Origin of the sequence: Runella zeae DSM 19591, from assembly GCF_000423565.1 — a bacterium.
In the GTDB taxonomy this organism is placed as follows: domain Bacteria; phylum Bacteroidota; class Bacteroidia; order Cytophagales; family Spirosomataceae; genus Runella; species Runella zeae.
Genome location: NZ_AUIF01000017.1, coordinates 73,347 through 99,684, shown reverse-complemented (window position 1 = coordinate 99,684; position 26,338 = coordinate 73,347). Strand labels below are relative to the sequence as shown.

At 41.1% G+C, this 26,338-nt stretch carries 19 protein-coding genes; 8 read left to right on the top strand and 11 right to left on the bottom strand.

Annotation, left to right across the window (positions count from 1 at the left end; all coding sequences use genetic code 11):
• Positions 1-66: 66 nt before the first annotated feature.
• The 11 genes from G563_RS0105415 to G563_RS38605 are packed head-to-tail and all read right to left on the bottom strand — an operon-like array spanning position 67 to position 15,566.
• Complete coding sequence (locus G563_RS0105415; protein WP_028664413.1) at positions 67-2,430, bottom strand: hypothetical protein; 2,364 nt, start codon at positions 2,428-2,430, stop codon at positions 67-69.
• Positions 2,427-4,259 (bottom strand): hypothetical protein, encoded by a 1,833-nt coding sequence (locus G563_RS0105410; RefSeq protein WP_028664412.1) that lies wholly within the window; start codon positions 4,257-4,259, stop codon positions 2,427-2,429. The genes G563_RS0105415 and G563_RS0105410 overlap by 4 nt, the downstream gene beginning before the upstream one ends.
• 1 nt (position 4,260) lies before the next feature.
• Positions 4,261-9,471: a tape measure protein gene (locus G563_RS0105405; RefSeq protein WP_028664411.1), complete on the bottom strand. Its 5,211-nt coding sequence runs from the start codon at positions 9,469-9,471 to the stop codon at positions 4,261-4,263.
• A gap of 28 nt (positions 9,472-9,499) precedes the next feature.
• On the bottom strand, positions 9,500-9,811 hold the full coding sequence (locus G563_RS0105400; protein ID WP_028664410.1) for a hypothetical protein: 312 nt from the start codon (positions 9,809-9,811) through the stop codon (positions 9,500-9,502).
• Between the two features lie 40 nt (positions 9,812-9,851).
• Entirely contained in the window at positions 9,852-10,565 is a 714-nt protein-coding gene (locus tag G563_RS0105395) for a hypothetical protein (RefSeq protein WP_028664409.1), read from the bottom strand.
• Positions 10,558-11,061 carry a hypothetical protein gene (locus G563_RS0105390; protein WP_028664408.1) on the bottom strand — a complete coding sequence of 168 codons (504 nt, stop codon included), beginning with the start codon at positions 11,059-11,061 and terminating at the stop codon, positions 10,558-10,560. The genes G563_RS0105395 and G563_RS0105390 overlap by 8 nt, the downstream gene beginning before the upstream one ends.
• Complete coding sequence (locus tag G563_RS0105385) at positions 11,058-11,513, bottom strand: hypothetical protein (protein WP_028664407.1); 456 nt, start codon at positions 11,511-11,513, stop codon at positions 11,058-11,060. The genes G563_RS0105390 and G563_RS0105385 overlap by 4 nt, the downstream gene beginning before the upstream one ends.
• Positions 11,503-12,450 (bottom strand): hypothetical protein, encoded by a 948-nt coding sequence (locus tag G563_RS0105380; RefSeq protein ID WP_157585086.1) that lies wholly within the window; start codon positions 12,448-12,450, stop codon positions 11,503-11,505. The genes G563_RS0105385 and G563_RS0105380 overlap by 11 nt, the downstream gene beginning before the upstream one ends.
• Before the next feature lie 20 nt (positions 12,451-12,470).
• A complete protein-coding gene (locus tag G563_RS36750; RefSeq protein ID WP_051210777.1) occupies positions 12,471-13,892 on the bottom strand; it encodes a PBSX family phage terminase large subunit in 1,422 nt (473 codons plus the stop codon).
• Positions 13,889-14,422, bottom strand: a complete 534-nt coding sequence (locus G563_RS0105370) for a hypothetical protein (RefSeq protein ID WP_028664405.1) — start codon at positions 14,420-14,422, stop codon at positions 13,889-13,891. Before G563_RS0105370 ends, G563_RS36750 begins: the two co-directional genes overlap by 4 nt.
• Positions 14,406-15,566 (bottom strand): DNA methyltransferase, encoded by a 1,161-nt coding sequence (locus G563_RS38605; protein ID WP_051210776.1) that lies wholly within the window; start codon positions 15,564-15,566, stop codon positions 14,406-14,408. The genes G563_RS0105370 and G563_RS38605 overlap by 17 nt, the downstream gene beginning before the upstream one ends.
• A 239-nt stretch (positions 15,567-15,805) precedes the next feature.
• Here G563_RS38605 and G563_RS36740 point away from each other — a divergent pair, with 239 nt between their 5' ends.
• The 8 genes from G563_RS36740 to G563_RS0105325 all read left to right on the top strand — a co-directional run bounded on the left by G563_RS36740 (position 15,806) and on the right by G563_RS0105325 (position 26,333).
• The gene (locus tag G563_RS36740; protein ID WP_051210775.1) at positions 15,806-17,140 is read left to right on the top strand and encodes an AAA family ATPase; all 1,335 of its coding nucleotides are present in this window, start codon (positions 15,806-15,808) and stop codon (positions 17,138-17,140) included.
• 162 nt (positions 17,141-17,302) lie between these two features.
• A complete protein-coding gene (locus G563_RS0105355) occupies positions 17,303-18,145 on the top strand; it encodes a DUF7192 family protein (RefSeq protein ID WP_028664404.1) in 843 nt (280 codons plus the stop codon).
• A 292-nt stretch (positions 18,146-18,437) separates the two neighbouring features.
• Entirely contained in the window at positions 18,438-19,091 is a 654-nt protein-coding gene (msrA, locus tag G563_RS0105350) for a peptide-methionine (S)-S-oxide reductase MsrA (protein ID WP_028664403.1), read from the top strand.
• 238 nt (positions 19,092-19,329) lie between these two features.
• The gene (locus G563_RS0105345) at positions 19,330-19,992 is read left to right on the top strand and encodes an ABC transporter ATP-binding protein (RefSeq protein WP_028664402.1); all 663 of its coding nucleotides are present in this window, start codon (positions 19,330-19,332) and stop codon (positions 19,990-19,992) included.
• Between the two features lie 36 nt (positions 19,993-20,028).
• Entirely contained in the window at positions 20,029-21,354 is a 1,326-nt protein-coding gene (locus tag G563_RS0105340; protein ID WP_028664401.1) for a TolC family protein, read from the top strand.
• A 367-nt stretch (positions 21,355-21,721) separates the two neighbouring features.
• Positions 21,722-22,435 (top strand): hypothetical protein, encoded by a 714-nt coding sequence (locus tag G563_RS0105335; RefSeq protein WP_028664400.1) that lies wholly within the window; start codon positions 21,722-21,724, stop codon positions 22,433-22,435.
• Positions 22,432-25,203 carry a TonB-dependent receptor gene (locus tag G563_RS0105330; protein ID WP_028664399.1) on the top strand — a complete coding sequence of 924 codons (2,772 nt, stop codon included), beginning with the start codon at positions 22,432-22,434 and terminating at the stop codon, positions 25,201-25,203. Before G563_RS0105335 ends, G563_RS0105330 begins: the two co-directional genes overlap by 4 nt.
• 11 nt (positions 25,204-25,214) lie before the next feature.
• The gene (locus G563_RS0105325) at positions 25,215-26,333 is read left to right on the top strand and encodes a DUF4249 domain-containing protein (protein ID WP_028664398.1); all 1,119 of its coding nucleotides are present in this window, start codon (positions 25,215-25,217) and stop codon (positions 26,331-26,333) included.
• The last annotated feature ends 5 nt before the right edge of the window (positions 26,334-26,338 follow it).

Sequence of the window (26,338 nt, the reverse complement as noted above, 5' to 3'; positions counted from 1 at the left end):
GTAGCTTGAGACCAAGATAAGCTTGGAAGTAAAATTAAAAAAAGTATCTTTTTCATGGCTGTATGGCTAGTTGGCAAAATCCTCACTAAAGTCGCTGTTGAAGGATATTTCGTCAGTATTTTGTCTGTACTCATTCATATACTGAATTTCTTCAGGAAGTAGATAAGTTGTTGTATCAACTGTTTCAACTACAATATTATTTGTTATTTTGATAATATCAAAAACTATCATCATATTTGAATTGACGCGAATTAATTCATCTCTAAGAAAACCTCGTGAATAGGCTGGAATTAGGCATTTCGTCAAAAAAAGACCATCTGAAAAAATGAGTACCTCTACCATAGAGGATTCTGTATATATTTCTAAATTATACTCCCCTACTTTGAATGACTGCTCCCCGTCTATCAGTGTCGATATTTCAAATCCATTAGTAAGAAACAATTTTGCTCCATACGATGGGCGATTGACGACAATTTTACCATAAAGTTGTTGATTAGAGAACTCAAAAAAGTTTTCATAGTTAGTTGCATGACCTTGAACTAATAAATCGCATTTTACCTGTTTTGACTGCATAATCAAACTTACGGGCATATCCCTATAGCCTCCGCTTGCTAAATAGGCAATTCTGTCTATCACCACATATCTGTGTTGTAGCCAATAGGCCAGTGCTAATGCATGTTCGGATGAAATCTGCCTCGTTACAAGGGATTGTTTTTGAAACAATCTAGTATTTCCCTTTTGCACACTTCCATCAAGCATTGTAACACTCTGCTCTTCAATGCTATTTATTGGCATAGAAAGAGCTGCTGGAATCCGAATAGACTGGTATAACGAATCTTCGGCATAATCATAACAATACACTTGACCATAGTCTGACACTTCAAGCAAAATGGTATTGTTTGGCACTACAGAATAGTGTCTAAGTGTGTTGGATATTGCAAAAATTTCATTGTTGGTTTTATCCAAAAGCCCAAGTACGTAATCTTTTTGAGAGCCTTCTATATAGAAATTAAGTACTATCTGACTAGATTTTCTAACGATTGGTCCCTCAATAATAGATATATCCAATACTTTTTCTAGTCCTGGCTCTAACCCGGGTTTTGCGTATGCTATTAGGTGGGTTCCTGTATCTACCGAAACTACAAAAACAGGCGCTGGGTAACCTAAACCGTTGGCGACACTAGCGTCTGTATCTTCTTCTGTAGCAACATACACGTTATCTCCCAAAGTAAAGATATTATTTGCTTGAATATCGCCTCCTACAATTACTTGGTATTTGTCTACGTTTTTTGCAGGATATATTGCCTTTTTTTTAAGGGTTATACTTGGTGCGTTTGTGTTTCCAATTGTCCTTTTTCCAGACAAAACAATTATACTCACCGAAGCGCCAGATGTTACGCGAAATCTACCGCTATAATCGGCTGGATTTAAAACCGCTTCAATAATACTTCTTGTGTCTCCTGTGGCAACTGTGTAACGAATAGTTGTCGCTCCCGCTCCGGATATTTCAATGTAATTCCCTTCAACAAAGCTAGTGACATTAATTCTATAGAAGTCCCATCCTCCTTCTGTTGCTTGGTAGACACTATAAGCATTTGCGGTCTCGCTATTTTGAATACTCCTACTGCCTTTCTGAGCCGCACATATTATTGTTTCTGAACTTGGCCTTGTTATTGTAATTTCCCCTCCTGTGAGGTTTAGTAGTATATCCTCTGAATTATCTCCTAGTTTTGCTGTATATAATTTACTGCCTAAATAAAAGATATTTCCCTCGGAAATTGATTGAGACACAACTATTTCATATTCTATCATTTCAGGAATTGAAACATTGCTTTCAATAAGACTATAACCCAAAGTTGGATTGTTTTTATTATAAAAAGACTTTCCAAGCTCGATCTGCAACTCTTCGTCTGCCAAGTAGAAAAAGTTAGTATGATAAATGCGAACCTCTAAAACACTGCCTTTTAATTCTACCCTTACCGGTGCTGAAGACAAAGACTCAAAATGAGATTTTATCTGACCAAGAAGTTCGGTTTTAGATGTCGCATTAGATTCAAACGTCCCAAATACTTTTTGTCCATTTTTTCTACTTACAGCAAAATACCTCATCTCTCCATTTGGGATTTCGCCCACAAGAAAACGAAGTAGTGTATAGGCTTCTGAGCGCTGAGGCTTAATTTCGCCCGCAATCTGACTAGCGGTTGGCTCTAGTTCGTTTGGTACAATGGGGCTGTATCCATTGCCGTTGCTTTGTTCACACAACACAACGGCAACATCTTCTATTTCTCTACCATAAAGGTCTGAGCGCGGCACTAAAGCACAATACCTTTCCCCTTGCACAGTTTTTATAAAACTGTCAACTTTTGATGTGTATAAATTTGTGGGCTGTTCGCCTAATGCGCGAAAGCGAAGAAAGTTTTGAAATTTCATGACTGTTGTACTTTGGCAGTTATTATAGTGTTGTAACCGGATTCGCGACGAAAGGGTCGGTGACTAGCATTTGTAACTCTTGCAATAATCTCGTTGGGGCCGTCGTGAAATATAATACACTTAGAAAGTTGCGAAAACTCTCTGGTTGTTATATTCGCCGCAATAATCGCCACATCCCCGTTGTATTCTGCACCTTGAGTGGGTTTTGTGTTTTCTCCAATCCTACTATCATAATAGGAGCTTGTGGAGTTTGTAAGTGTGAGCGGAGCAAGGTGACTCCATTTTTCTTGGTGCCCAAATAGTATTGTTTCTGGCAGTAAATTACCATTAAGTTGATCTCCCTTTATAGTGGCAACCCCGGCTTTGGCACTAATAACAAACAACTTTCCGTCTGTTGAAATGTCAGACGATGGTGTAATCTGTTGGTCAAATCTAATACGACGAATACTTTCTATACTCTTAGAACTAGCAATTGAATTGCAAATCAACTCAAGCCCCGCCCTGCCTCTTTTTACTTTGGTGTGATACGTCAATAGGGAGTTCTTTTCTAAATTGCCGCTAGCAGATGATGATTCAAAGTTTTTGTACCCAACCTTAATCTCATTATATATAGAGCCCATATCGGGCTGGTACTCAATGCTATATATATCTTTAATAAATGTGGTTGCTGAGTTTTTTTTATACCCCTCCACCGAAACCTGATTGGTTTCTAGTAGATTGAGTGTTGCGTTGGTTAGAACCTTTAAATCATTGAAAATCACTTGTAAAGAGGTAGAGATTGGTTTTTTAAAGCCTCTTAGGTTGAATCCATTAGTAAAATACAATCCAGAGGCTTCTAAAAAAGCCTTTGAAGACGGTGTGAGTGTTAAGTTGCTATCAATTTTAGTTAAAAGAGCGCTCATTGCGTCATAGGCACTTAGGCACCATACTTCACTGTCTGACACATCATCGTCCGACAATCGAAAGTAGGATTCTGTTTTATATTTAAAGGTGTGGCTATCTACACTGTTCGTGCTCTCCATTTTCAAAAGGATAGAACAGTCTGGATTAATTTGTAACTTTTGACTTACACCACCAGTAAACTCTTTCATTTCAGAATCTATATCATAGACAACATCCGCAATCTTACGAACCAAAAGCCCATTTTTATCCGCCAAATACAGTGCAGATATGCATGTTGTTGGAGTGTTGGTTTGGGCAAAAAAACTTATGAAACACTCTATCTCTACACTTTTTTGCTGTGAAGTAGTGTTTGAATACAAAATAGAACTATCAGAGGTTATAGAGTACACTGAGCCGTTGGCCAACGTTTCTTTGCTATCAAGCTTAAAGGGGATATTGTGGTTTATGTATTGAGATTGGTTCCGCTTTTCTATAATCGCAAAACTACCGTCTGCGTCTATTTTCCAAGACACTCTTGATGCAAGTGTAGTGGCCGGAATTCTTATTTTACGAAAAGGAAGAATAGAAATCTCCTCCGCCACTTGAATCTCTAAAATATCTCCAAGTTTGTCAATCACACCCACTTGGCGCACATTCTTGTTTTTTGAGAATGTAGCAAAATCAATGTTAGCTCTACTGACCACCTGTCCCTTGTCTCGCATCTCAAAAATAACATCCTCGTCAAGAATTGATTGTTTTCTCGCATTATCCAGCAATAAAACAGCAAGCGGCTCATCAAATGAAATATTACCAACTCCTTGTACACGCGCATGACCAATGCTTCGCCTAACAAATCCCTCAAAAAAATTAGAATATTGCTTTTCAAGATAAAACCCGGCCATACCACCCGGCTCCTTGATTCTGGTTCCATTTAAATAATATTCCATGTTAACTGTTTTTAAACTGGTTGTAATATTTTTGAGTCAATTGGCCAGAGACCCGCTCTACGCTAACGGCATCAGAGTCGATATTTATTTTGACCAAGCCATTGGCAAGCTCCTGTCTAATTGCTCTCATCTCTTCTAAAAGTCTTTTATCTACATGGTCATCTTTGGGTTTAATGTTTTTAGGCATAGACAGCTTTACAGACGCCAATGAGCTAAAATCCACCATAGAAAAGTTTTTTGAAAGCGTCTCAAACACCTTGAATCCCTCCACAACCGTCTGATTGGAAACCGACTTTCCACCTATTTTTTCATTATCCTCGCGAGACAAAATGCGCTCTCCTTCATCCAAATGAACGAGCTTGCTACCTCCTACTATAGCTGGTATGGTATCAACACCACTAGGGTTTCCACCTAAATCCAAGTAGTTCGTACCTTTGAAAAAGGTTTCGCCCGTTTTTTCGACAAAACCGGTGGCATTGCGGATTTTGAACGCATTTTTGTTTTTGTCATAAGCGATAAATTCCCTATCTTCATCGACATAGGTAAGTTGAATCAAATTTCCATCGCGGTCGTAGGCTTCGGTGACAGGAGCTAAGGTTTCTGAATTAAACGGTGTTTTGGCGGCTTTGCGCTCTCCAATTACGATATTTTTAATCTTTTCAGTGAAGAAATCTCCTAGTCCTTGCGCCCCAGAACCTGCCCCCTCAATATCCCTAATAGCTTGTTCTAAATCTCCAATCGCAGAATTAATCCTCCCCGAGTTGAAAATGTTTTTCTTGCCTTTTAGCATTGCAATTTCGGCCTGTAATTGTGCGATGTACATTGCTTTTTGAGACTCAAGCATATCTTTGTTGGCTTGAATGACAAAGTCGCGATACTTTTGATTTTCAAACGTCATCGCATCCTTTGCCTGCTTGTCCTTGTTGGCTATCTCCTGTTTTAGGATTTGGATTTTTGTTGCTGTATCGGTTTCTAGTTGAGTTATTTGCTTTTGCAAAAACTGTTCACGAGCATATTGATCCTCGCTCATTTTCTTTAGCTTGGCATCATGCTCTTCTTCAAGTTTGGCAAGTTCGGCTTTTTGTTCTTTTTCGCGCTCCTTGTTAGCTAGAGACATTTCTTCCAGTTTTGCATCGCGCTCGGCTGCAAGCTCCTTGAATTTTGCTTGATATTCATCATCAAGACGCTCAAGTTCGGTTTTCTCTTCATTTTTTAACCTTGTTGACTCGTCTTTTTCTTCTTGGCGAAGCTGTTTTGTTGCAAGCAAAACCCCTTTACTTTTATCTAACTTTGCTTGCTCTACTTCGTCATGAACTGCCTGTATTTGCCTGTTGTATTCTGCCGTAACAGTGGCTCGTTCAGATTCATCGGTGAGCGTTGCAAGTATTCTATCGCGCGTAGCAGTTAGTCTGGCAACTTCATCAACCCTGTACCTTTCAACTGCTTCATTGCGAAGTCTATCCACTATTGTAATGGCTTCGGTTTCGTCTGCTGTGGTTTGCTCTAGTTGAGAGCGCTTGAAGTCGTAAAGCTCTTGCAGTGCGGTTTTTTCAGCACTTTGTTTTTCTCTAAGAGCATCAAGCTCCTTTGAATAAGCGTCTTTTATTGCATCTACTTGTTCGTTATAAGAGTCTCGCTCCAAACGGTGCTTCTCTTTAAGTGCATCAACTTGGTCGCTATAGGCTTGTTTTACTATGTCAACTTGTTTTCTGTAATCATCTTTTGATGATTCAATAGAGTCTTTTAGTATTTTTTCTTCGGCATCAGCAGCTTTCTGGATTTCGTCAATACGCTTTTCAAGTGCATCACGTTCAGCTTCCGCACGCTCCCGAATAGCTTCTATATTTGCATCCCTAATCTGACGAGCCGCGTCTACCTCTTCTTGAATGCGCTGTTGACGCAATTGCTGCGCACGAGCATCGCGCTGTAACTCGGCAGCTTCCATTTGGGCGTTATGCTCCTTCCACGTCATCAACACTTTGAACAGCTGCTGAGGACCCAATGGGCCTTTGGACAAATCCCACGCTGATGATATTTTACTCGTTGTCTCCGTGTTGATTTCGAGCATACGAGCATTGAAGGTGATTTGGTTATCTATCGCATCCCTGTTTTCGGAGAGCCTCTTTTGTTCAGTGTAGAACTCGCGAATCATGCGGATTTTTTCTTCGTGGGTACCCCTGAAAGCTTCAAGCTCCGCTTTTAGGTTCTCTCGATTAGCTGTGAGAATGTCGTTGTAGTAGGTTTTTAAAATATCTCTAGTCCTGAGCATCGAATCAACAACCGCTTTGTTTGTTTCAATGACGCCCTGAAAATACATATTTTTCAAACCCTCAATCACCTCGGCAACCATCATGATGAGTCCGGCTTTTGCTTTTCCCATTGCAGCCTGTGCCTCTGTCAAGTTCTTGTTTGCTTCTGCAACCTGTACGCGCGACTGGTTATATTGCTCACTGCCGGCGCCGAAAATACTAGCCGTACTTTCGGCGTTTTCCTGTGCCGCTTTCAGGGTTTTTGCGTAGCTATCTACCGTTTTTCCGTTTATGAGATCAATGTCGTCGAAAGCTTTTCGAGCGACGCGGCCAAGTTCGCCAAATACGCCACCCTGCGCGGCAAGATAATCCATAGCCATGCGAACGCCGTCGCGTCTCGCATCCTGTTCGACTTTTGCTGTTTCTTTGGTGATGCGCTGAATGTCGCGTTGATACTGCTCCCATTCCTGCTGAGTCTGCTTATTCTCCTTTCTCTTCTCCGCCTCAGTCTTTTTCTTCTCCTTCTCAACCTCCTTCATGTCGAACTTGAGTATCTCAGCAAGCTCTTTGGAGCTGATTGCAACATCGGTGTCGGTCTCTTTTGTCGAGGCAAGCATCATGTCGGAATACTTCTTACGGAGCGCGGCCTTTTCAGCTTCCGCAGCCTCAACGATACGAATCACCTCTTTTTCAACCTCTGCCCTTGATTTCTTGACGTGATTCGCCCTTTCAATATCAAGTTTCATTTGAGCGTCAATGAGCGCAATCTGGTCTTTGAAGGAATCCTGCTGAATTTCCTTTGTCAGCACCGCTATCTCCTTGGCGGTAAGCACTGCTTTTGCCTTCTTCTTTTTGTTGCCATCGTCAGCGATATTTAGTTCTTCCTGCTTGGATTTTGCGACGATATTCAGTATCTCTTCTTGTGCTTTACGCTCAAGCTCAACATACTGTTCCTTGGTGATTTTATTTGCCTTTAGAAGTCCGTCCAAGCGCGCGATTTCTTGACGATAGGCGTCGTTTCTAACTGTATTTGTTTGGAGCAGAGCCTTGTTTGTGTCGGAGATAAGTTTGTTATAATCCCCATTAAGAGTGTTCGCTTTTTTCAAAAGTTCAATCTGCTGACTTGACTGCTGAACATCTGTGCCAATTGACGCTTGGTTCGCTTTTCGATACTCATTTTGCAATTGTAGGGCGATATTTGTCTTATCGTAGACGTCAATACCTTTTAGCCCTAACGCAACGAGTTGTGTCTGAACTTTATACAACTCCTGCCCAACTTCCACGGCCTTTTTCTGCGTTTCTTGCTGCACAGCTTCAAGCGTCATCAGTCTAATTTTACGCTCTAGCTCGCTGTTTACTTGTCTGTATATCTGCCAGATACGCTTGTTATTGGCCTCTTCCTTATTAAGTTCGCCAAAGTACTCAGGGTAGGTTTTAATAAGTGTGTCGAGAGATTTTTTATAGCCTTCCGTTCCTTCCTTCATTGCCGTAGTTGCAAGAACTGCTTGGAGTATTGCTTGTTTCTTCACTTCCAACTGCCCTATCTCCTTGTTATTTTCCCTAGCAAGCTCCATGATGCTAGTTGCAGTCTCCGTAGCTGCGGCTTTATAGGCGTAATACGCAGATGTCGCAACCCCTACGGCCGCAATGACAAGACCAAGCGGATTGCTTGCAAGCGTTGCCCAGAAAGTGCGCGCGGCTGCGGTAGAAGCGGTTGTAACGTTGTAATTTACGCTGATTACATTGTTTAGGGCTTGCATGGCAATGTTGTACGTTCCAGCAACTATTTGTGCTGCCTTCATAACAACCTCCTTTGCAGCAACCGCAACCGAGAGTGCGGTAGTCCTAATTTGGGCTAGATTTACAATTGTGGTATATGTAGTCCACGCCGCCACTGCCGATTTAACAATATTTAAGGTGCGATTAAGTGCGTCAGACGACCCTATGGTTTCTTTTATAAGCTTCTGAGTAAAATCTATGCCCTTGGAAATAGTACCCTCAAAGAAATCCCCTATCGTTGCCTTTGCAATAAAATATGCATCTTTCAGGTTGGAAACTCTACCAGCTAGGGTCTGTGCCTGAATATTCATCATATTGTAATACCTACCACCTTCCGACGAGGCATCCTCAAGGGCCTTTTTAATATCCGAAAAGGCTAGTTTGTGGTCTTCTGCAAGCTTAATAATCTCCGCCCTGGTTTTTCCCATGGAAACGGCCAATAAATCATAGATTGGGATTCCATTTTCAGCAAATTGGTTGATCTCTTGTTTCATCAATTTGCCCTTGTTCATAACATCCGTATACGCCTTTGCCACGAGTGGCAATTTTTCGGTTCCAATCACCGAAGCGGCATTTCCTAGGGTTACAAGGGTTGGTATTAATTCTTCTGTGGCCACCCCCATAGCCTTTAAGCGAATTGTCGTCTGCATCAAGCCTTCTACTTGAAATGGGGTAGCCTTGGCCAGTTCAAGTAATTTGGGAAATAACTCAGACACGTCCTTTTGCGACTGAAGCATCTGTGTCAACCCCAGACGAAAAACATCAATCTTTGACTTAGCATCAATCACCCCCAACCCAAATTGCTTTATCTCATGAAGTGCAAAAGCTCCTGTGATTAAATTTTTTGCATCATTTAAGCTGTTACCAAGAACACCCACCGAAGAGCTTACTTGGTTGATGGCCTGTGTTTGTTGTGCGGTCCCCTGACGAATTGCCTGCGTTTGCTGGTTGACGGCGGCAACTGTTTGGGTTATGGCTGCGTTGGTTTGTTGTTGAGATTGTGTGATAGTACCCAAACTTTGTACAATCACCTTGGCCCCCTCCTGAATAGCTTTCGTGTGTTGTCCAGAGATTGTAGTTCCCTCTTTTGTTAGGGCAATAAGGCGCTCGAATTGGCTAATCACGACACCCATCTCCGAGTCGGCAGCAAACTTAAATTGCACCAACTTATTTGTTGTTTCCATGGCTGTATAGGCTGTTTGTAGATACTTATTAAGGCGCTAACTCTCTTTCTTTGGCCTTCAAGACAACCGACTTGTTTTTGAGCCTGAATGACATAGACTTCAAATAACACATCACATCATCACGAGACTCTTCTCGATGAGCGGTCACGAAACGAACGGCATCTTGTGTGAAGATTTGCCAAAAATTGGCCTCTTGAAATAAAAAGGTATGATACTGACAGAGTAAATCGTCCAAAAAATCTTCAAGAGTGGCATCGGTAAGACGGCCGTCTGCAAAGCGAACTTGAAGTAAATACTGTTGAAGTAGGTCATAATCGAGAGGTTTAGAAATTTTTTGCATTAGTCTGTATGGTGTTTAAATTCATTCCTTACAATTATATCTAACTCTTCAAAGTATCGCTCGACTGTTGAGAGGTTGAGGTAATTACGTTTCGCAATATCTCCGCGCGTGAAGCGATATAGGGTATCGTTTCGCTCTTGAAGCCAAAGCTCTCTATGTTCGTTAAGGTCTTCATCAAGTCCAAGAGCTCTTTGGTTGCTATATTCGCCGAAGAAGTCAGGGTGTCTTGATCGAAGTGCAGAGACAAGGGATAAAGCGCGTTTACTGGCATATTCAAAAAAAAAGCATACAAATCAGGATATTGCGTCCAAGTCTCAATTTTCTTTCTATGCTTTTCAGGCACTATACGTCCGGGAGACTCATCTTCGCTTATAATCCAAATCGCTGCTACCTCAAAAACTTGCACAATGTCTTTACCGAATTTCGCACGCTGAATTTCTGCTTCATTCAAGCGCTGAATTTCTTGAATACAATCCAGAGCGGTTTCGGGGTCACTGGTTAATGTGAGTAGTGCGCGACGTGTTAGGTCTTGAACAAGCTTTTGTCTGGTTTGCACTTGATTCTCAGATACACGAAAAGCTTCATGTGTGCGAGCCAAATCTGTAATTGCATGAAACCTAGCAATAGCCAAGTTTGCCCCCTGTTCGGTAGGCCAATAGTACTGAACATCATTGATAATCATCGGCTCTCCACTGGGCAGTTTGACGGGTTCCAAATAGCCGTTCGATAGGAAATCTCTAAATTCCTTATTCATAAAATCCAACGTTTTTAATTTCGTAGGTGACAGTAAAGGCGGTTGCGTAAGGAGGTAAATTGAAGTTGTCGTCAAACTTTAGTTTAAATGTGTTTCGTAAAACACTCATTGTTTGACAATTGAATGATACAACCTTTAGCCCTTCTACACTTTCGATAGCTTGAATGGCGGATAGGAATTGTATTTCAGGACCAAAGTTGATAACGCCAAAAATGCATTGAATAGAATAGACTCCCTCTTCATAGGTGCCAAATTCTTCGGCAGAGTCTTTTGTGCCAGACAAAACCACGTGAATAGTATTGTACTGAGCAGAATCATCTAGACTCCATTGTTGTTTTAAAGAGTTTACGTACAAAACTGTACGCTTCTCTTCTTCACTGTACACCTCATTCACAAAGCCAGAGGCTTGCAAAGTTATGTTGTTACAAGGATTGACTCGGGTCGCAAAGGCCAAGTCAATTAATTCTGGAATCTGATCTGTAGGAACTAAAATCATTTAATGAATCCGTTAAAAAGTTGAATAAATCTGTTTGTTGCCCTTTTTTCTTCGCTGTTATTCATATTAAAAGCTACACCAAAACGCTCTGCATTATAGCTGGCTATTTCGGCTGCTTTTTCACTATCAAAACCAACTGAAACCTCACGTGGCAATCTTTCTATTAGTTTAAAAGACTGTATCATTTCCCCTGTGAATTTTAGTGTTACGCGGTCAATAGGCAGTCCTTTTGTGACACGTCTACGTCCATGACTACGGGAGTACCGCCCTAACTTTTCTGTAGACACACTCTCCATTGTTTGCCCACTGCTATTTATGCCGTTTTCAATCCTTTGAATCACGTCAGAGTGAGCTGTTTCAGCCGCTTGCTCTAAATTGTATGGAGTTATGTTTTCAATCCGGCGCAACTGCTTTACTATATCCGTAAAGACCTCCAAAGCATTAGTAGTCATTGTCTTCAAATACATTAAAAGTTCCTAAACTGTAAGTAGACGCGGGTTCATATGGCACGAATTGTGCACTCGTTATTTCGTCAGAAAGAGTGTTTGAAATAGCTTTTATTGATAGTTCCGCTTCTTTTGGGTACTGTGTAGACCTAAATTCCGAGTCTTGTCTCTTTGAATTGGTAAAGAGACTTAGTTTATAGCTGGATAGTTTATACTCCAAAAGATTGGCCGCAAGAAGATAGGCATATGCCTCCGATAGTTCGAGTGCGTACGCGTCTATTAAGGCATCTAAATTAGATGCAATGTGGGCATCACACAAAAGAAAAGCAGGGGCATCTTCTCTGTTAATAAAGGTATCTATAACCTCTAGGTTTCCAGCCAAACTCTCCCTTTCTAAGGCGTATAGCTGAACGTCCTGCGACACAAGTTGCAATACAATACCCTGATGCAGTATTTCGTCTGACCAATCGGGAAAACTTACAGAGACTTTATTTTTTCCAACCAACACATTTACCTCAACCTCTTGAACAAGCTCCATAAAGGGGAGTTTAAAAATATACAAAGTTGCACTTCCGGCGCTTTTTGCACTAAACACCACCTCTGTCAGTCGCACCATGGTGTATTTACTACCAGCGCCGCAGCTTATTCTACACACAACATTTTCCGGTATATAAAACTCTGGCTTTGCAGGTAAACTACTTCTTGGAAACTTCGAAAGCACCTGTTTCCAGTCGCAAGATTTCGAAAGCACACCCATAACCATGCGCCGAAACTTTGGAGCTGTGATAGCGTGAAGCTGAGTGACAAAATCAACAATATCCTCTCTATTGTTGACGGACGTTACAAGTTCTTCACTCATACCCGGTACATCGTTCACCCAAAAAAGAACACCCTGTTCTTCAGTTATACCTCTAAAGCCGACACCTTGAATTAAATTGTTCATAATGATAAGTTCTAATACTATCAATCTTGAGACGAAATTACGGCTTTTCCCGATTTCCGCAAATATTCAAATGTATCTTTCTCGAAAGCGTGCAAATCATATCGAAACGCATCACCCGCATGACCGTAATCTAACTTATTACAGTCGTTTTTGTCAATGCTTCCATCAGAAAGAGTTTTTGTTTTTGATAGATCGTCAAGTAGGAGTTTACACTTCTCTTTGTGTATACACAGGAGACTGCCAAAGTATAAGATAAGAGCATTAACAAAGTGCCTAGAAGCGTTTGTATTAGGGTTTTTGAGAATTAGCCGTGAGCTGTCAATATATCGTTGATTTAGTCCGAACTCAATAAGATAGGCCTTAATACTTTCATATGCTGGCCTATTACCTGTTGAGTATGCACTTGCGCCGCGTCCAGTACTATCACCCGTTAAATAGTAAAGATTCCAAAGTCCGTAGGTTTGTACAATATAGCGACACATCTCTCGCAAATCACCTATACCGTGAATTACCTCCAAATAATTGATAGAACCTCCCGCGTCAAAATGTTGGCTTACAAGACAAGTGTTGACCTTGTTAAAATCCCAAGAAAGATAGACAGGACTACCCGGATCGTATTCTGGTAGTCCAACGTTTACGTTTTCTTTGTAGGCACTGAAAAAGGGATTGTCCGGCTTAATAATCCCCCATTCGCCACGCGCATAAACTCGGTAGTATTGTGCATCATTGTCTGCATACCATGCCATATCGTCTATGTACTTTTGTCCGACGAATGGGTTAATTAGGTATGTGGAAAAAATAACTGTTACTCTATCATGTTTGTACCAATAGAACTCATGATTGGGTTTTTTCTTTTCAAATTTGTCTGAGTGAAATCGCTTTTTGAGCCAATGCAGCTCACTAATAGGGTTGTAGGTAAGAATAATTTGGGGCTCAATCTGGCCACGGATACGGCCTGAAAGTATATCAAAATCGCTCTCTGATAGTTCTGTAGCCTCTTCAACCCAAACAACGGTGATCCCCTGAATTGATTTCATTTTCTCAGGATTATCAAGACCTCGAAACCGAATTGTACTTTCCGAATTCTTGAAGAAAATCGTCCGATTGGACTTGTTGTAGTAGTAATCAGTACCTTTTTCCATTCCCCAAAATGGCAATGCCACTTCCAGAAACTGACTAACTACACTATCATTTAAAGAATTGGCAACTTTGCGAATGACAAGAACCTTTTGATTTGATTCTAAACACTTGCGTACAATATGCAGAGCTGTTGAGTATGATTTGCCAGAGCCCCCGCCGCCATAATTCACGATATATGTAGTGTTGGCCGCTTTTAGTGCATGATACGTACGCAGCAAACTATCACTGCTTTGCGGACGAATTACCCGAAAGAGTTGACCATCTTTGTTTTTGCGTAGTATCTTCTGGCTGGCTAGTGTCATTCGTCATCACTGAGCATTGGGGGTAACTCCCCTTGTGATTCATCAAGCATTGGAGGTAGGAATTCGCCTGTACTTTGCACATCTTCGATGATAAATCCAGCAAAACTGTGTTCATTCTTGACCTTGTCAGATTGATCCAAAAAGTTTTTACCTAAATGAATGAGCATGGTTACGTCTGGCATAATGTGCTTAAACTTAACTGGTACACCTTTGTTGTTTTTTTCGGTTATAACAGTCGTACCCATTGCCATTTTGATTTGTGCAGCAAGTAGTTGCTTTTTAGTCCGGGCGCGACATTGTTGACGAAGCTCCGACAATGTCATTCCCAATCCACCCAGCTCAGGAGTCTTTTTCTTGAACGGCTCTTTGCAGCGCTGCTCAAGTGTGGTATAGTGAATACCTAACTCAGCGGCTATGTCCACATTTTCAACAAACAAGGCTAGACGCTCTTTTACAAAATCCCAATCAATGGGTAGCTTCTTTGCGCCGGGCGTACCCTTTTCTTTTTTGGGCCTATTGTTCTTCTCCATGTTTAAATGAGTTTACGAACGCATTAAAGCGCTTTTCTTGGTCTTCAAAAATCTCCATATCGTTATCGCAGGCGTAAAAGTCAAGGCCGTTTTTGTAGGAACTTATTCTGGACGATCCAGAGCCCAAATGAGTATCCAGTATCTTAAAGCCCGGTTCAGCAAACCTAGTAAAGACAAAGTCATAGAGCTCTACAGGTTTTTGGGTAGGGTGAATACTCTTTTCTTTGCGCACTGAGCCATTTTCATGGTTTCCATAGTACTCATAATCAAAACAAATAGCAGGTCGTTTGAAGCTCGTCCAAGCCATTTCGCCGTCCGAAAAGGAGGGTGCCGGATTGTGTTTATACCAAAAAATAAAACACTGTGTGTTACTTAAAAACTCAATGAAATAGTTGCCACCCCAAATAATTTGTTGCTTCGAAACTCTGAATAGTTCGTCAAAAAACTCTTTGGTGGGTATGTTTTTATCCCACTGTTTAGGTTTGTGGTTGTTTCTATGAGGCTTTGCTGCTATATTGATACCATAAGGCGGATCTACTACAGCTATGTCAAAAAATCCGTCTGGATAACGTTTCATGAATTCTATGTTATCCACACACTCGGCGATAGAAACAACATTCGGATTTGGCTGTAAAGTACTGGTTTGATTGATTTCACTAGACTGCCCTTCTTCGCTTCCAGACGAAACTTCTCCAGACGAAACCGCACCCGTCCAGCTCTCGTCTAGCATGTTATCAAAAGTGGTAAGCTCTTTAGTAAACTCCTCAAAATCTAGCAAGTCGGCTGTAAACTCGTCAAAACCCTCTTTAGTTACCTCTCCGTATTTGCTATCTATGAGAAGTAGGCGCTCTTTAGCGTCATTGACATTACTAGCCTCAATACGCACAAAGGGTAAGTTTACCCCTTTGGGGCTTTCCTTTTGAATCACCCTAAGGCGCTGGTGTCCGTCTAAGGTGTACGCATTGTCTGTACCTTCATCAAACCAAACGTACAGAGGGACAAAAAAACCTTTCTTTTGAATGCTAGACTTAAGCTTTTTGTACTCCTTTTTACTTAAATCCTTTAGGTTTCCTTGAAGCGGCTTTACATCGTTTGAATTGATTACTGGCAGATTAGATAGAGCTTCTGAAATAACAATTTTCATGGTTGTCTGACGAAACAATTAAACTACAAATACTATCATCAGGACAAATATAATAGTTTTTGAAACTATCAATTGTTTCGCGCGTAAGTGAATTTTGATGATATTTAAGAGATTTTAAAAGATTTTATACTTTTTGAAAAAAATATTATTCAAAATACTTGACTTATGATAGTTTCAGACACTATATTTGCAATGTCATCAGACGAAAAAACAAGTCAAACATCAAAACTTCTTAAAAAATGAAAACTGCACTCGTATTCTCTACCAAAGAATTTCAAAATGTATCTGAGTATGTGGCTAAATACCGCCACCTAGACGAATCACTTAGCTGGGATACCGTAAAAAAATGGTCTGATCTATGTGAACTACTGGAGGTAGATATTACCAAATGGTATAATCACGCTAGACGTGCACTAGACAAAGAATCTGAGATTTTGGCAGGTGCAACCGTAAAGCGCAAAGCTCAACCTATTAGCACCTCTGTTCCTATGCCAGTAATTCCAAAAACTTCTACCCCTGTAGTTAATCCAGTGCAAACTACTGTTGAACCCAAACCGGTGCCAGTTGCTCCTCAGAAACAAATAACACCCTCAACGTCTACACAAAACGTAGCAACCCCTTCAAACGTTGATGAAGTGGCCGAAAATATGGCAGCGGCGCTAAAAGCCTTGATGTTTCAGGCTCCAAAAACAGAGATTGACGAAGCCAAAGTAAGAGAACTTATTAAAGAAGAGGTAGAACTACCTATTAGCGAGCTAAAAGACACCCTTGATAAAGTTTCAGGCATTATAAGTAATATCACCCCAAAGACCCTTAATATATCAATAAACAATCAACCAGTTAAACCATCAGGTCTTGTACATAAAGAGTTTGAAAAAATCCTTATCCACGTTTCTGTGCGTGACAATATCATGTTGGTGGGGCCAGCGGGTAGTGGTAAAACTACTACATGCGAAAAAGTAGCCGAAATCCTTGAGCTTGATTTTTACTGCAAATCGGTTTGCGCTCAAACTAGCAAAGCAGAACTTTTGGGGTACATGGACGCGAATGGTAGATATGTTTCTACCGAATTTCGTCAAGCCTTTGAGTTTGGGGGAGTGTTCGTGATCGATGAAATAGATTTAGGAAACCCCAATGTATTGGCAGTTTTAAATTCGGCACTGGCAAATGATATTTGTGCTTTTGCTGATAAAATGGTGAAAAAACATACCGACTTTGTGTTAATCGCTTGCGCAAACACCTTTGGACAAGGTGCAGACCGCCAATACGTTGGGAGGAACCAATTGGATGCCGCAACCTTAGACAGATTTTCAATGATAGAATTTGGTTACGATGAAGCTTTAGAGGTAGCAATAAGTGGCGATGCCAAACTTGCAAAGTGTGTACAAGAAATACGTAAAGAGCTTGCCAATGAAAGGGTCATTATCTCTCCGCGCGCCACAATTCAGGGGGCAAAACTTTTGGCCGCTGGACTTGCACCTCTTCACGTATTTACAACTCGCATATCCAAAGGGATGCCACAAAATATCTCTCAGAGAGCAGAGTCTATATTTTTAAAACACTACCCAAAATAGTGGTTATTAGCACCATCAAAGAGTTTAAACAGGAACAATAAAAGTTCCTGTTTTTTTATTCAATATATCACGTGGTTTTGAAAAAATATTTATCAAAATGCTTGATAATGATAGTATCTGAAACTATCTTTGTATAAGTCAAACATCAAACAATTGCAAAAAATGAAGACTATTAAAATTCAACATTTCAACACCCCCGATGAATTTTTTCAATACGCTATTGAGGTTGCAGAGAAAATAAAAACTCACAAAAGCATTCTCACAAGCCCCTATTACGCCAACGAAACAAGAGAAATACAAAAGAGCTACCTAAGCAATAAGAGCGACAACGAAACCAAGTTTTTAGATTATCGAAAATCCATTGGGTTGGACTTTGTTGCCCCTAAGCAGGTAGATATGCAATATGATGTATATGGCGATTATCCAGACATAGATAGATATGTAATGGGTGAACCTGAGTGCATGGTGAACTACGAAGCCAACAAAGAAGAGTCGATAAGATTTCAGAACATAGAAATAAGATACGCGCATCCTAATTTTGTTGACACAATAAACACAATGCACCACTACGCTATAATCTTATCCATTATAGACGAAATGGAATCTAATAACATTCGATGTAGAGTTTCGGTTTCGTGCGATTATATGGACACAGAAGAGGAGATAAGAAGTAACTTCACTCTCCTTGTAAAGGAGTATAACGAGCCCATAAATTTACGCGTACTTTGTAATATCCTTATGGAGAAAGAAATGGCCACTGCCGCCAGAGTTGTAAATCTACACGAAATGCTAGAATACGAATCTAACAGCAAGCGTTTTAAACTGGAACAGTGCGCAGGAATTGATGCCTTCTTAAAAATGCCAACTTACGAAGACAGGGACGGAGTTGAAACCCTATGTTTTCCTAGTCTTTGGGTGATACGCGAAAATCTTCACAAAACACGGTTTCCCTATAGGTATGACAAGAAATACTTTTGCGAATACCTAGGACTCAAAACAAGTTAAACATACATCATTAAAAAAGGGCTGCAACAATCAGCCCTTTTTTAATGTTCTTCTAAAAGGCATAACAACAAAAAGTTATACTTTTTAAGTAAATTTCAAGTTTCACATATCTTTATCATTCATAATCAATCAATTAACAATAAATCACATATTTGCATTACAAAACTTTTTGACGCAAAGTTCGTTAAATCAAAGTCTTTTCCCGTATGTACTCCCAAAACGTGCTCAGATTCGATGCAAAGTTAGGAGCGTTTTATTGAGAACTTAATCACTTCTTTTTTGTTAAAATAATATGAAGACAATCATCAAAAAAATCCTTTTAAGTGTGTTGACTTTTTCTGCTCTTACCTCTTGTGGGCAGCAGTCAGCAAAAAAAATCGAACAGATGGAAGACAAAGCAAAAACCATGACAGGCTTGGCAACGGCCACTTTTGGAACGGGCTGTTTTTGGTGTACCGAAGCAGTATATCAAGAAATGGAAGGAGTAGAATCGGTAGTATCAGGCTATTCGGGAGGGTTTGTTGAAAATCCCACCTATGAGCAAGTATGTGGCAAAGCTACGGGTCATGCCGAGTGCGTGGAAGTTAAATATGACCCCAAAAAAGTATCGTACGTGGAGTTGTTGGAGGTATTTTTTCGGGTACATGACCCTACAACCAAAGACCGCCAAGGCAACGATGTAGGCCCACAGTATCGGTCAGTAATTTTTTATCATGATGCCGAGCAAAAAGCCCTTGCCGAAAAAGCCATCAAAGAGCTCAATGCATCAGGGGCATTTAGTAAACCTATCGTGACGGAAGTATCCAAAGCCGTGAAATTTTATGCCGCCGAAGACTACCACCAAAACTTTTTTGCCAACAATCCCACTCAAGGATACTGTGCTTTTGTGGTAGCTCCTAAAGTGGATAAATTTCGGAAGGTATTTAAAGAAAAATTAAAACACTAAGAAGTTAGAAACTTTAGTGTTAGTGATTGAAAAAGCCCATTTTTTGGGCTTTTTTTGTGTCTTCATTTTAAGGTATAGGATTTCAATAAGCCGTCCGAAGGCGTACAAATATTGTCCGTTTTCGGACGTTTTTGTTAAGCTACTTCAAATTAACTATTTGTTTATCAGCACGATGCGTTATTGGCACAACTCATGCAAACTATTAATTATTATTTTTAATCACTCAGCAGCAAGGTTCATGATTCAGTTAAACGGTATTTCAAAGCATTATCCCGCAGGTTTCGGTAAAACGTACGTACTGCGAAATATTAACCTAGACATTCAAGAAGGAGAATTTGTATCAATCATGGGTCCGTCTGGTTCGGGCAAGTCCACTTTGTTACATATTTTGGGCTTGTTGGAGGAGCCTTCCGAAGGTCAGTACTTATTTATGGACGAAAAAGTAGATAGGCTTAGCGAAAAAAAACGTACCGAGCTTCACAGGCATCGTATCGGATTTGTGTTTCAGGCTTATCACTTGATTGATGAACTCACGGTATATGAAAACATAGAGACGCCCTTGTTGTATAAAGGAACCTCCTCCTCAGAGCGCAAAAGTCGGGTGGCCGAATTGCTCGACCGTTTCAATATCGTTGCCAAAAAAGATTTGTTCCCTAGTCAGCTGTCGGGTGGGCAGCAGCAGCTTGTGGGTATTGCCAGAGCGATTGTACATGAGCCTAAAATCATTTTTGCTGATGAACCTACCGGCAACTTGCATTCCGAACAAGCCAAAGAAATCATGGAGTTGTTTAAAGAACTTAATCAAAAAGATGGCGTTTCGATTGTACAAGTCACTCACTCAGAAGTAAATGCCGAATACGGTAATCGGGTGATAAGATTAAAAGATGGCTGGATTGCCTAAAAAATGACGTAGTAGTCTAATTGTATATTTGTCAGGATGATGAAAGCATCTAAAATTAAAATTCTTTTATGTTGTGCATTATTACAAGCCTTGAGTGGCTATGCACAAAAGACTTTGACGCTCAAAGAGTGTGTTGAATTGTTAACCAAAAACAACCTCACTTACCGCGAAAGTCAGCTACAGGCGCAAAGTGCCGGGGCGCAGTTGCAGCAGACCAAATCGCTTCAGCTTCCCCAGCTAGGTTTCAATGCCGGTCAAAACCTAAATTTTGGTCGTAGTATTGATCGTTTTACTAATTCGTACATCGACCAAGTGTACAATACCAACGGGATAGGAGTAGGAATGCAAATGCCTATTTTTCAAGGATTTCAGATTCAGCACCAAATTCAGCAAGGTATTGCGCTGCGAGATGCCGCGCTGAAAAACCAAGAGGCTATCCTCAATCAGCAAATTATTCGCTTGTTACAAGCTTATGTGCAAGTGTTGGCCACAAAAGCACTTTATGAAGCAGCGCAAGAGCAGGTGGCATCGTCGCAGCAACAAGTAGAGCGGGTCGAAAAACAAGTAAATGCGGGCACTGTGGCACTCAATACCCTCTATGAAATCAAAGCTCAACTAGCCAATGATAAGTTTGACGAAGTGACGGCTCGAAACAACGAAGAAATAGCTCGTCTTACTCTTTTTCAATTGATGAATTTGCCCCCCGATAAAAGCACCGTTTTCCAACCCGTAGAAGATGCGGCTACCGCTTTGAGTGCTCCCCCATCGGCCGAGGCTATTTATGAAGATGCTATTAAGACTTTTCCAGAGGTAAAAAGTGGCGAGCTACGCCTTAGTAGCTTTGCCAGTCAGATTAAGGCTGTCAAAGCAGCGGCGCTTCCTTCGGTGGATTTGTCGGCTAGTTTTGGCGCTTTTTATGCCTCTTCTAATTCGGAAAGAAGTTATTTCAAACAACTAGATGCAACCCGTAACGGCTCCTTGAGCTTAGGTCTGAATATACCTATCATGGGGCGTTGGCAGATTAGGCCAAGGGTGGATGTAGTGAAAGCCCAGCAGCAATTGGCACGTAATCAGGTAGATGTAGTAAAGCAGGTGCTACGTCAATCTATTGAGCAAGGAGCCCAACAACTAGCCGCTACCACTGACCGCTATGCGGCGGCTAAAAGTCAAGTAGAATCGCTAACGGCCAACTTTGCCGCTGCCGAAAGCCGTTTGGCGGCTGGTACGGCCAATGTTTTTGAATATACTTTGGCCAAGGCAAATTTGGCGCGAGCTCAGGCCAACGAAATTCGGTCGCGTTATGAATATGCCCTACAGCGGCAAATCATCGACTTCTACCAAAAAGGTAGGTGGGAGTTTTAAAAGAGCGTTTTAGGTTAGAATGTTTATACCGTCAGCGGTGGCTTTTATTTAGAGCCACCGCTATTGTGTTTTAAGCCCCTAATCACTTGTATGTATTTTTAAAAAAGCAATTATTTAACAATACTTATAACCACAGCGGAAACGGAGTTTCACAGGAAATATTAAAAAAAACGCGATGTAACTCCGCGTAAAAAAATATTATCAATTAAAATTTTAATCTTATTTACAAACACAAAAACGCAACATCCTCCCCTTGGAAAGCGTAAGCACTAATAAATATTCAAGTTTTTGAAAATCAACTATATTTATAGCTAAGTAAAATAAAAGTTTTACTACTTTTAATAAAAAACGGCTTTATTCACACTCTATGCACAAAACTCTACTGTTTTTAGGGTACTCTGTTTGCGCAGTGCTTTCTTTAAAGGGGCAAAATGTACCCTCTGCCACAATCGCCGATACTCCTCTGGCGCTTTACAAGGCCGAAACTCGCCTGTCACCTCATTTGTATAATGGCAATCGCTACCATATTTATGACAGTCGCTCTAAAGACCATCAATTTTTTGAAACCGAATCATGGGAGCAAGGTTCAGTAGTCTACGACGGGCAGCTGTATGAACCTGTAAATATGCTCTACGACATTGTGAAAGACAAAGTGGTAGTCCGTCACCAAGAAAGAATCGGTCTGGTGCAGCTTCAAAGTGAGCGTATCAAAAGCTTTAGGGTATTGGAGCATCAGTTTGTAAGATTAGAAGCAAACCCGGAAAGTGGAATCAGTGTAACTGGTTTTTATGATTTGCTGTACGGTGGCAAAACAGCGCTTATCGTACGCCGAACCAAGCAAAGGCAGGAGCAAATAGAGAATAATAAAGTGACCGTAAGCTTCCCAGAAAAAACATTTTATTATCTCAAAAAAGACGACAAATATCATATCGTACGCTCTAAACAAGCGGTTTTGGGACTATTGAAAGAGGAAAAAAGGGCTTTAAAACGGCATTTGAGAGACAAAAAAATAAAATACCGTAAAGCCAAAGAACTTGCGCTTATCGAAATAGCCACTCAGTACGACAAACTTCACCCATGAAACAACGTTATACGATTCTTACTTTATTTTTTGTGTTTGGGTATGCTTTAGTTTTTGCTCAGTCAAAATCCGAAAAGCACATAACAGGACGCTTCAATGACGTGCGATTTGAGCAGTTTGTCAAAGAAGCCGAAACCCAAACAGGTTGTTATTTCTATTACGACCCTTCGCAACTTGATAGTCTAAAAATAACCCTAACGGCCAATAATGAGCCTTTAGTCAGGGTCTTGTTGCAGGTATTCAACGGTACTGACTTCAAATTTTCGATTGATGACAAAGACCGGGTTTTTGTAACAGCCGACCAAGCGATTATTACAGAGCTCCCCGCCGATTTGTTTGAAAATAATACCTCCGAAAAAGAAACCGATAAAAACCTGTACGTAGCTCCTACTACCGAAGAGCAAGATAGGCTACTGTCTACGGCAGAAAGCAAAACGTATAATATCGGCGTGCAACGTCAACGAATCATTGAAGGAAAATCTACGCTTACAGGATATGTGAGAAATTCTCAAACGGGTGAGCCTGTCATAGGAGCTTCTGTATATATCGAATCACCCTCAATAGGAGCTTCGACAGATGCGCTAGGGCTGTTTTCGTTGACAATTCCGCGCGGCAAGCATACCCTTAAAGTAAAAAGTATAGGCATGAGAGATACCTATCGGCGTATTGTGCTATATGGCGATGGCAAGCTTGATATTGAAATGCAAGAAAGTGTAATGGCTTTGAAAGAGGTATCGATTACGGCGGGAAAAGATGCCAACGTAGCAGGTACCCAAATGGGCCAAGTAAAGCTCAATATCAAGACCATGAAGCAGGTTCCTACGGCTTTTGGCGAAACAGACTTATTGCGTACAGTCCTTACCCTTCCGGGAGTAAAGGCCGTGAGTGAAAGTAGCGTAGGACTCAACGTAAGAGGTGGCTCTACGGATCAAAATCTGATTTTGTTTAACGACGCAGTCGTTTACAACCCTTCTCACCTTTTTGGTTTTTTCTCCGCTTTTAATCCTGACGTGATTAAAGAAGTTGAACTCTACAAAAGCACCATTCCTTCCAAGTACGGCGGGCGTCTATCGTCGGTATTGGAAATTAATAGTCGCGACGGTAATAAGAAAAAGTTTGTGGGCTCCGGCGGAATAGGCCTCCTTACAGGACGGTTTGCGGTAGAGGGACCCATTATCAAAGAAAAATCATCTTTTATTTTGGGAGGACGTACTACGTACTCAAACTGGTTGTTTAGGAGATTAGACAACAATTCTTTTAATAAGAGTACTGCTTCTTTTTATGATATAAATCTCCAGGTCAATCACGAAATCAATGAGAAAAATAGTATCTCTCTGACGGGCTATCTGAGCAAAGACCAATTCAAGCTTTTTGGGGATACGGCCTATAGTTACCAAAATCATCTGGCATCTATCAAATGGAAGCACACTTTCAATTCTAAACTTTATGGGGTTTTCGTAGGAGCGTATAGCCATTATCAGTATTCGGTGGGCAGTGAGAGGGTTCCTATCAATGCCTTCAATTTGAAATTTGATATTAGCCAAACTCAAGGAAAAGCAGACTTTACTTACTTTTTGCATCGGCAGCATACCCTCGATTTTGGGATTACCTCTACGCATTATAAACTACACCCTGGCACGCTCAAGCCGACGGGTGGGGAGTCGTTGTTGATACCCGACGTTATGGAGGCGGAGCAAGCCGTCGAAAGTGCGATTTATATCGAAGATAGGTTTGATGTAAGCCCTCGACTCTCGTTAGCGGGTGGAATTCGTTTTTCGATGTTCAATTATTTAGGCCCCAAAACCATCACTACTTATACCGAAGGATTACCTATCGAAAAGGCTTATGCCTCAGGTAGCGAGACTTACAAAGCAGGCCAAAATATCAAAACCTACCAAGGACCAGAGGTGAGAGTATCGGGGCGGTATTTTCTGAATAATTCTACCTCTCTCAAGGTAAGTTATAATACCACCCGTCAGTACATTCATTTGTTGACCAATACAATGGTAATGTCGCCAACAGACATTTGGAAACTGAGCGACCCTTATATCAAACCCCAAGTAGGAAGTCAGTGGGCTTTGGGGCTTTATCGCAACATGAGGGGCAACAAACTAGAGATTTCTATTGAGGCATATTATAAAAACATTCAGCATTTTCTGGATTATAAAGGAGGCGATTCGTTGATTCTCAACCATCGTATTGAGACGGCAGTCATTTCTACCACCGGAAAAGCATACGGGGTAGAATTGATGCTGAAAAAACTTACGGGTAAGCTCAACGGATGGGTAAGCTATACCTATGCTCGCTCTCTGCTCAAAGCAGATGACCCCACCGCCTCAGATGTACCTAACAAAGGTGAATATTATCCAAGCAATTATGACAAACCGCACGATTTTACGCTGGTGAGCAATTATAAGTTTTCGCACCGCTTTAGTCTTTCGTTCAATATGACCTATAGCAGTGGCCGCCCTTATACCCCACCGATTGGCAAATATGTACTTGAAGGTGTGCCACGGATTTATTATGCCGACCGCAACCAATTCAGGATTCCTGATTATTTCAGGGTCGATTTTTCAATGAATGTGGAAGGAAATCACAAAATCAAAAAACTAGCGCATAGCTCCTGGACCTTTGCCGTGTTTAACTTATTGGGACGTAAAAATCCTTCGTCTGTTTATTTCCGTACCCAAAATGGAGTCGTAAACGGATATATGCTTTCAATTTTTGGGCAACCCATCCCAACCATTACTTATAATTTTAGATTTTAGTTTTAGAGCTTATGAAAACCTTTTTTGGGATTGTGGCAGTATTGATAGGGATGCTAGGATTAGAAGGTTGTATTGTGCCCTTCTCACCTCCTGAAGTTACGGCCGCTGACAAGTTTTTGGTAGTAGATGGATTTCTGAATACAGGAGCAAAAGACAGTAGCCGTATTCAGCTTAGTTATACACAGCTCGTGACCAACAAAAACGCTTTTACGGCTGCCGTAGGAGCGCAAGTAATTGTAGAAGGAAATAAAGGAAGCGTGTATAACTTTACCGAAATAGGAAAAGGGCTTTATCGATTGGCTCCTAGGACTTTTAATGAAGCCGAGCAGTTTAGACTTCGTATCCGCACTTCCACTCGTAAAGAATATGTCTCATCGTATGTAGAGGTCAAACAAACCCCACCTATTGATAGCATTACTTACAAAATAGCTGCCGACAAAAGCGCCGTCCAAATCAACATCAATACCCACGACCCGCGCGCCAAAACCCGTTTTTATCGGTGGAAGTTTGAAGAAACTTGGGAATACCGGATGTCGCTCTATTCTTTGTATGAAGTTAAAAACAATGCCATCATAGACCGAGTCGACAATATCAATACTTGCTGGAGTACAGAAAAACCTTCTACGATTCTATTGGCTTCTACTGTAAAGCTTACGCAAGATTTGATTCGAGATATTCCTATCACCAATGTCCCGACTTCGAGCAATAAAATGCTTGTTAAGTATAGCATTTTGGTAAAACAATACGGACTTACGCAAGAAGGGTTTGAATACTGGACCAATCTCGCCAAAACCACCGAGACTACGGGCAGCTTGTTTGACCCGCAGCCTTCGCAAGTCACAGGCAATATCAAATCTACTAGTGATTCGCAAGAATTGATATTTGGTTTTTTTAGTGCTGTTGCACCTCAAGAGCAACGGATATTTATCACTCCTTCATTGGGGCGATACGAATGGTGCGTGCCGACAGATACCCTCAGTGCAGCAGAGGCTATCAAAAGTCCCGACCTTCTTTTGTCGGAGTATTGGCCTGAGGGAGCAAGAGTCCCGCAGTATATCACAGGCGACCATGCTTGCACGGATTGCCGCACGCGAGGTGGCACCATCATTAGACCTAGTTTTTGGCAATAAAAATG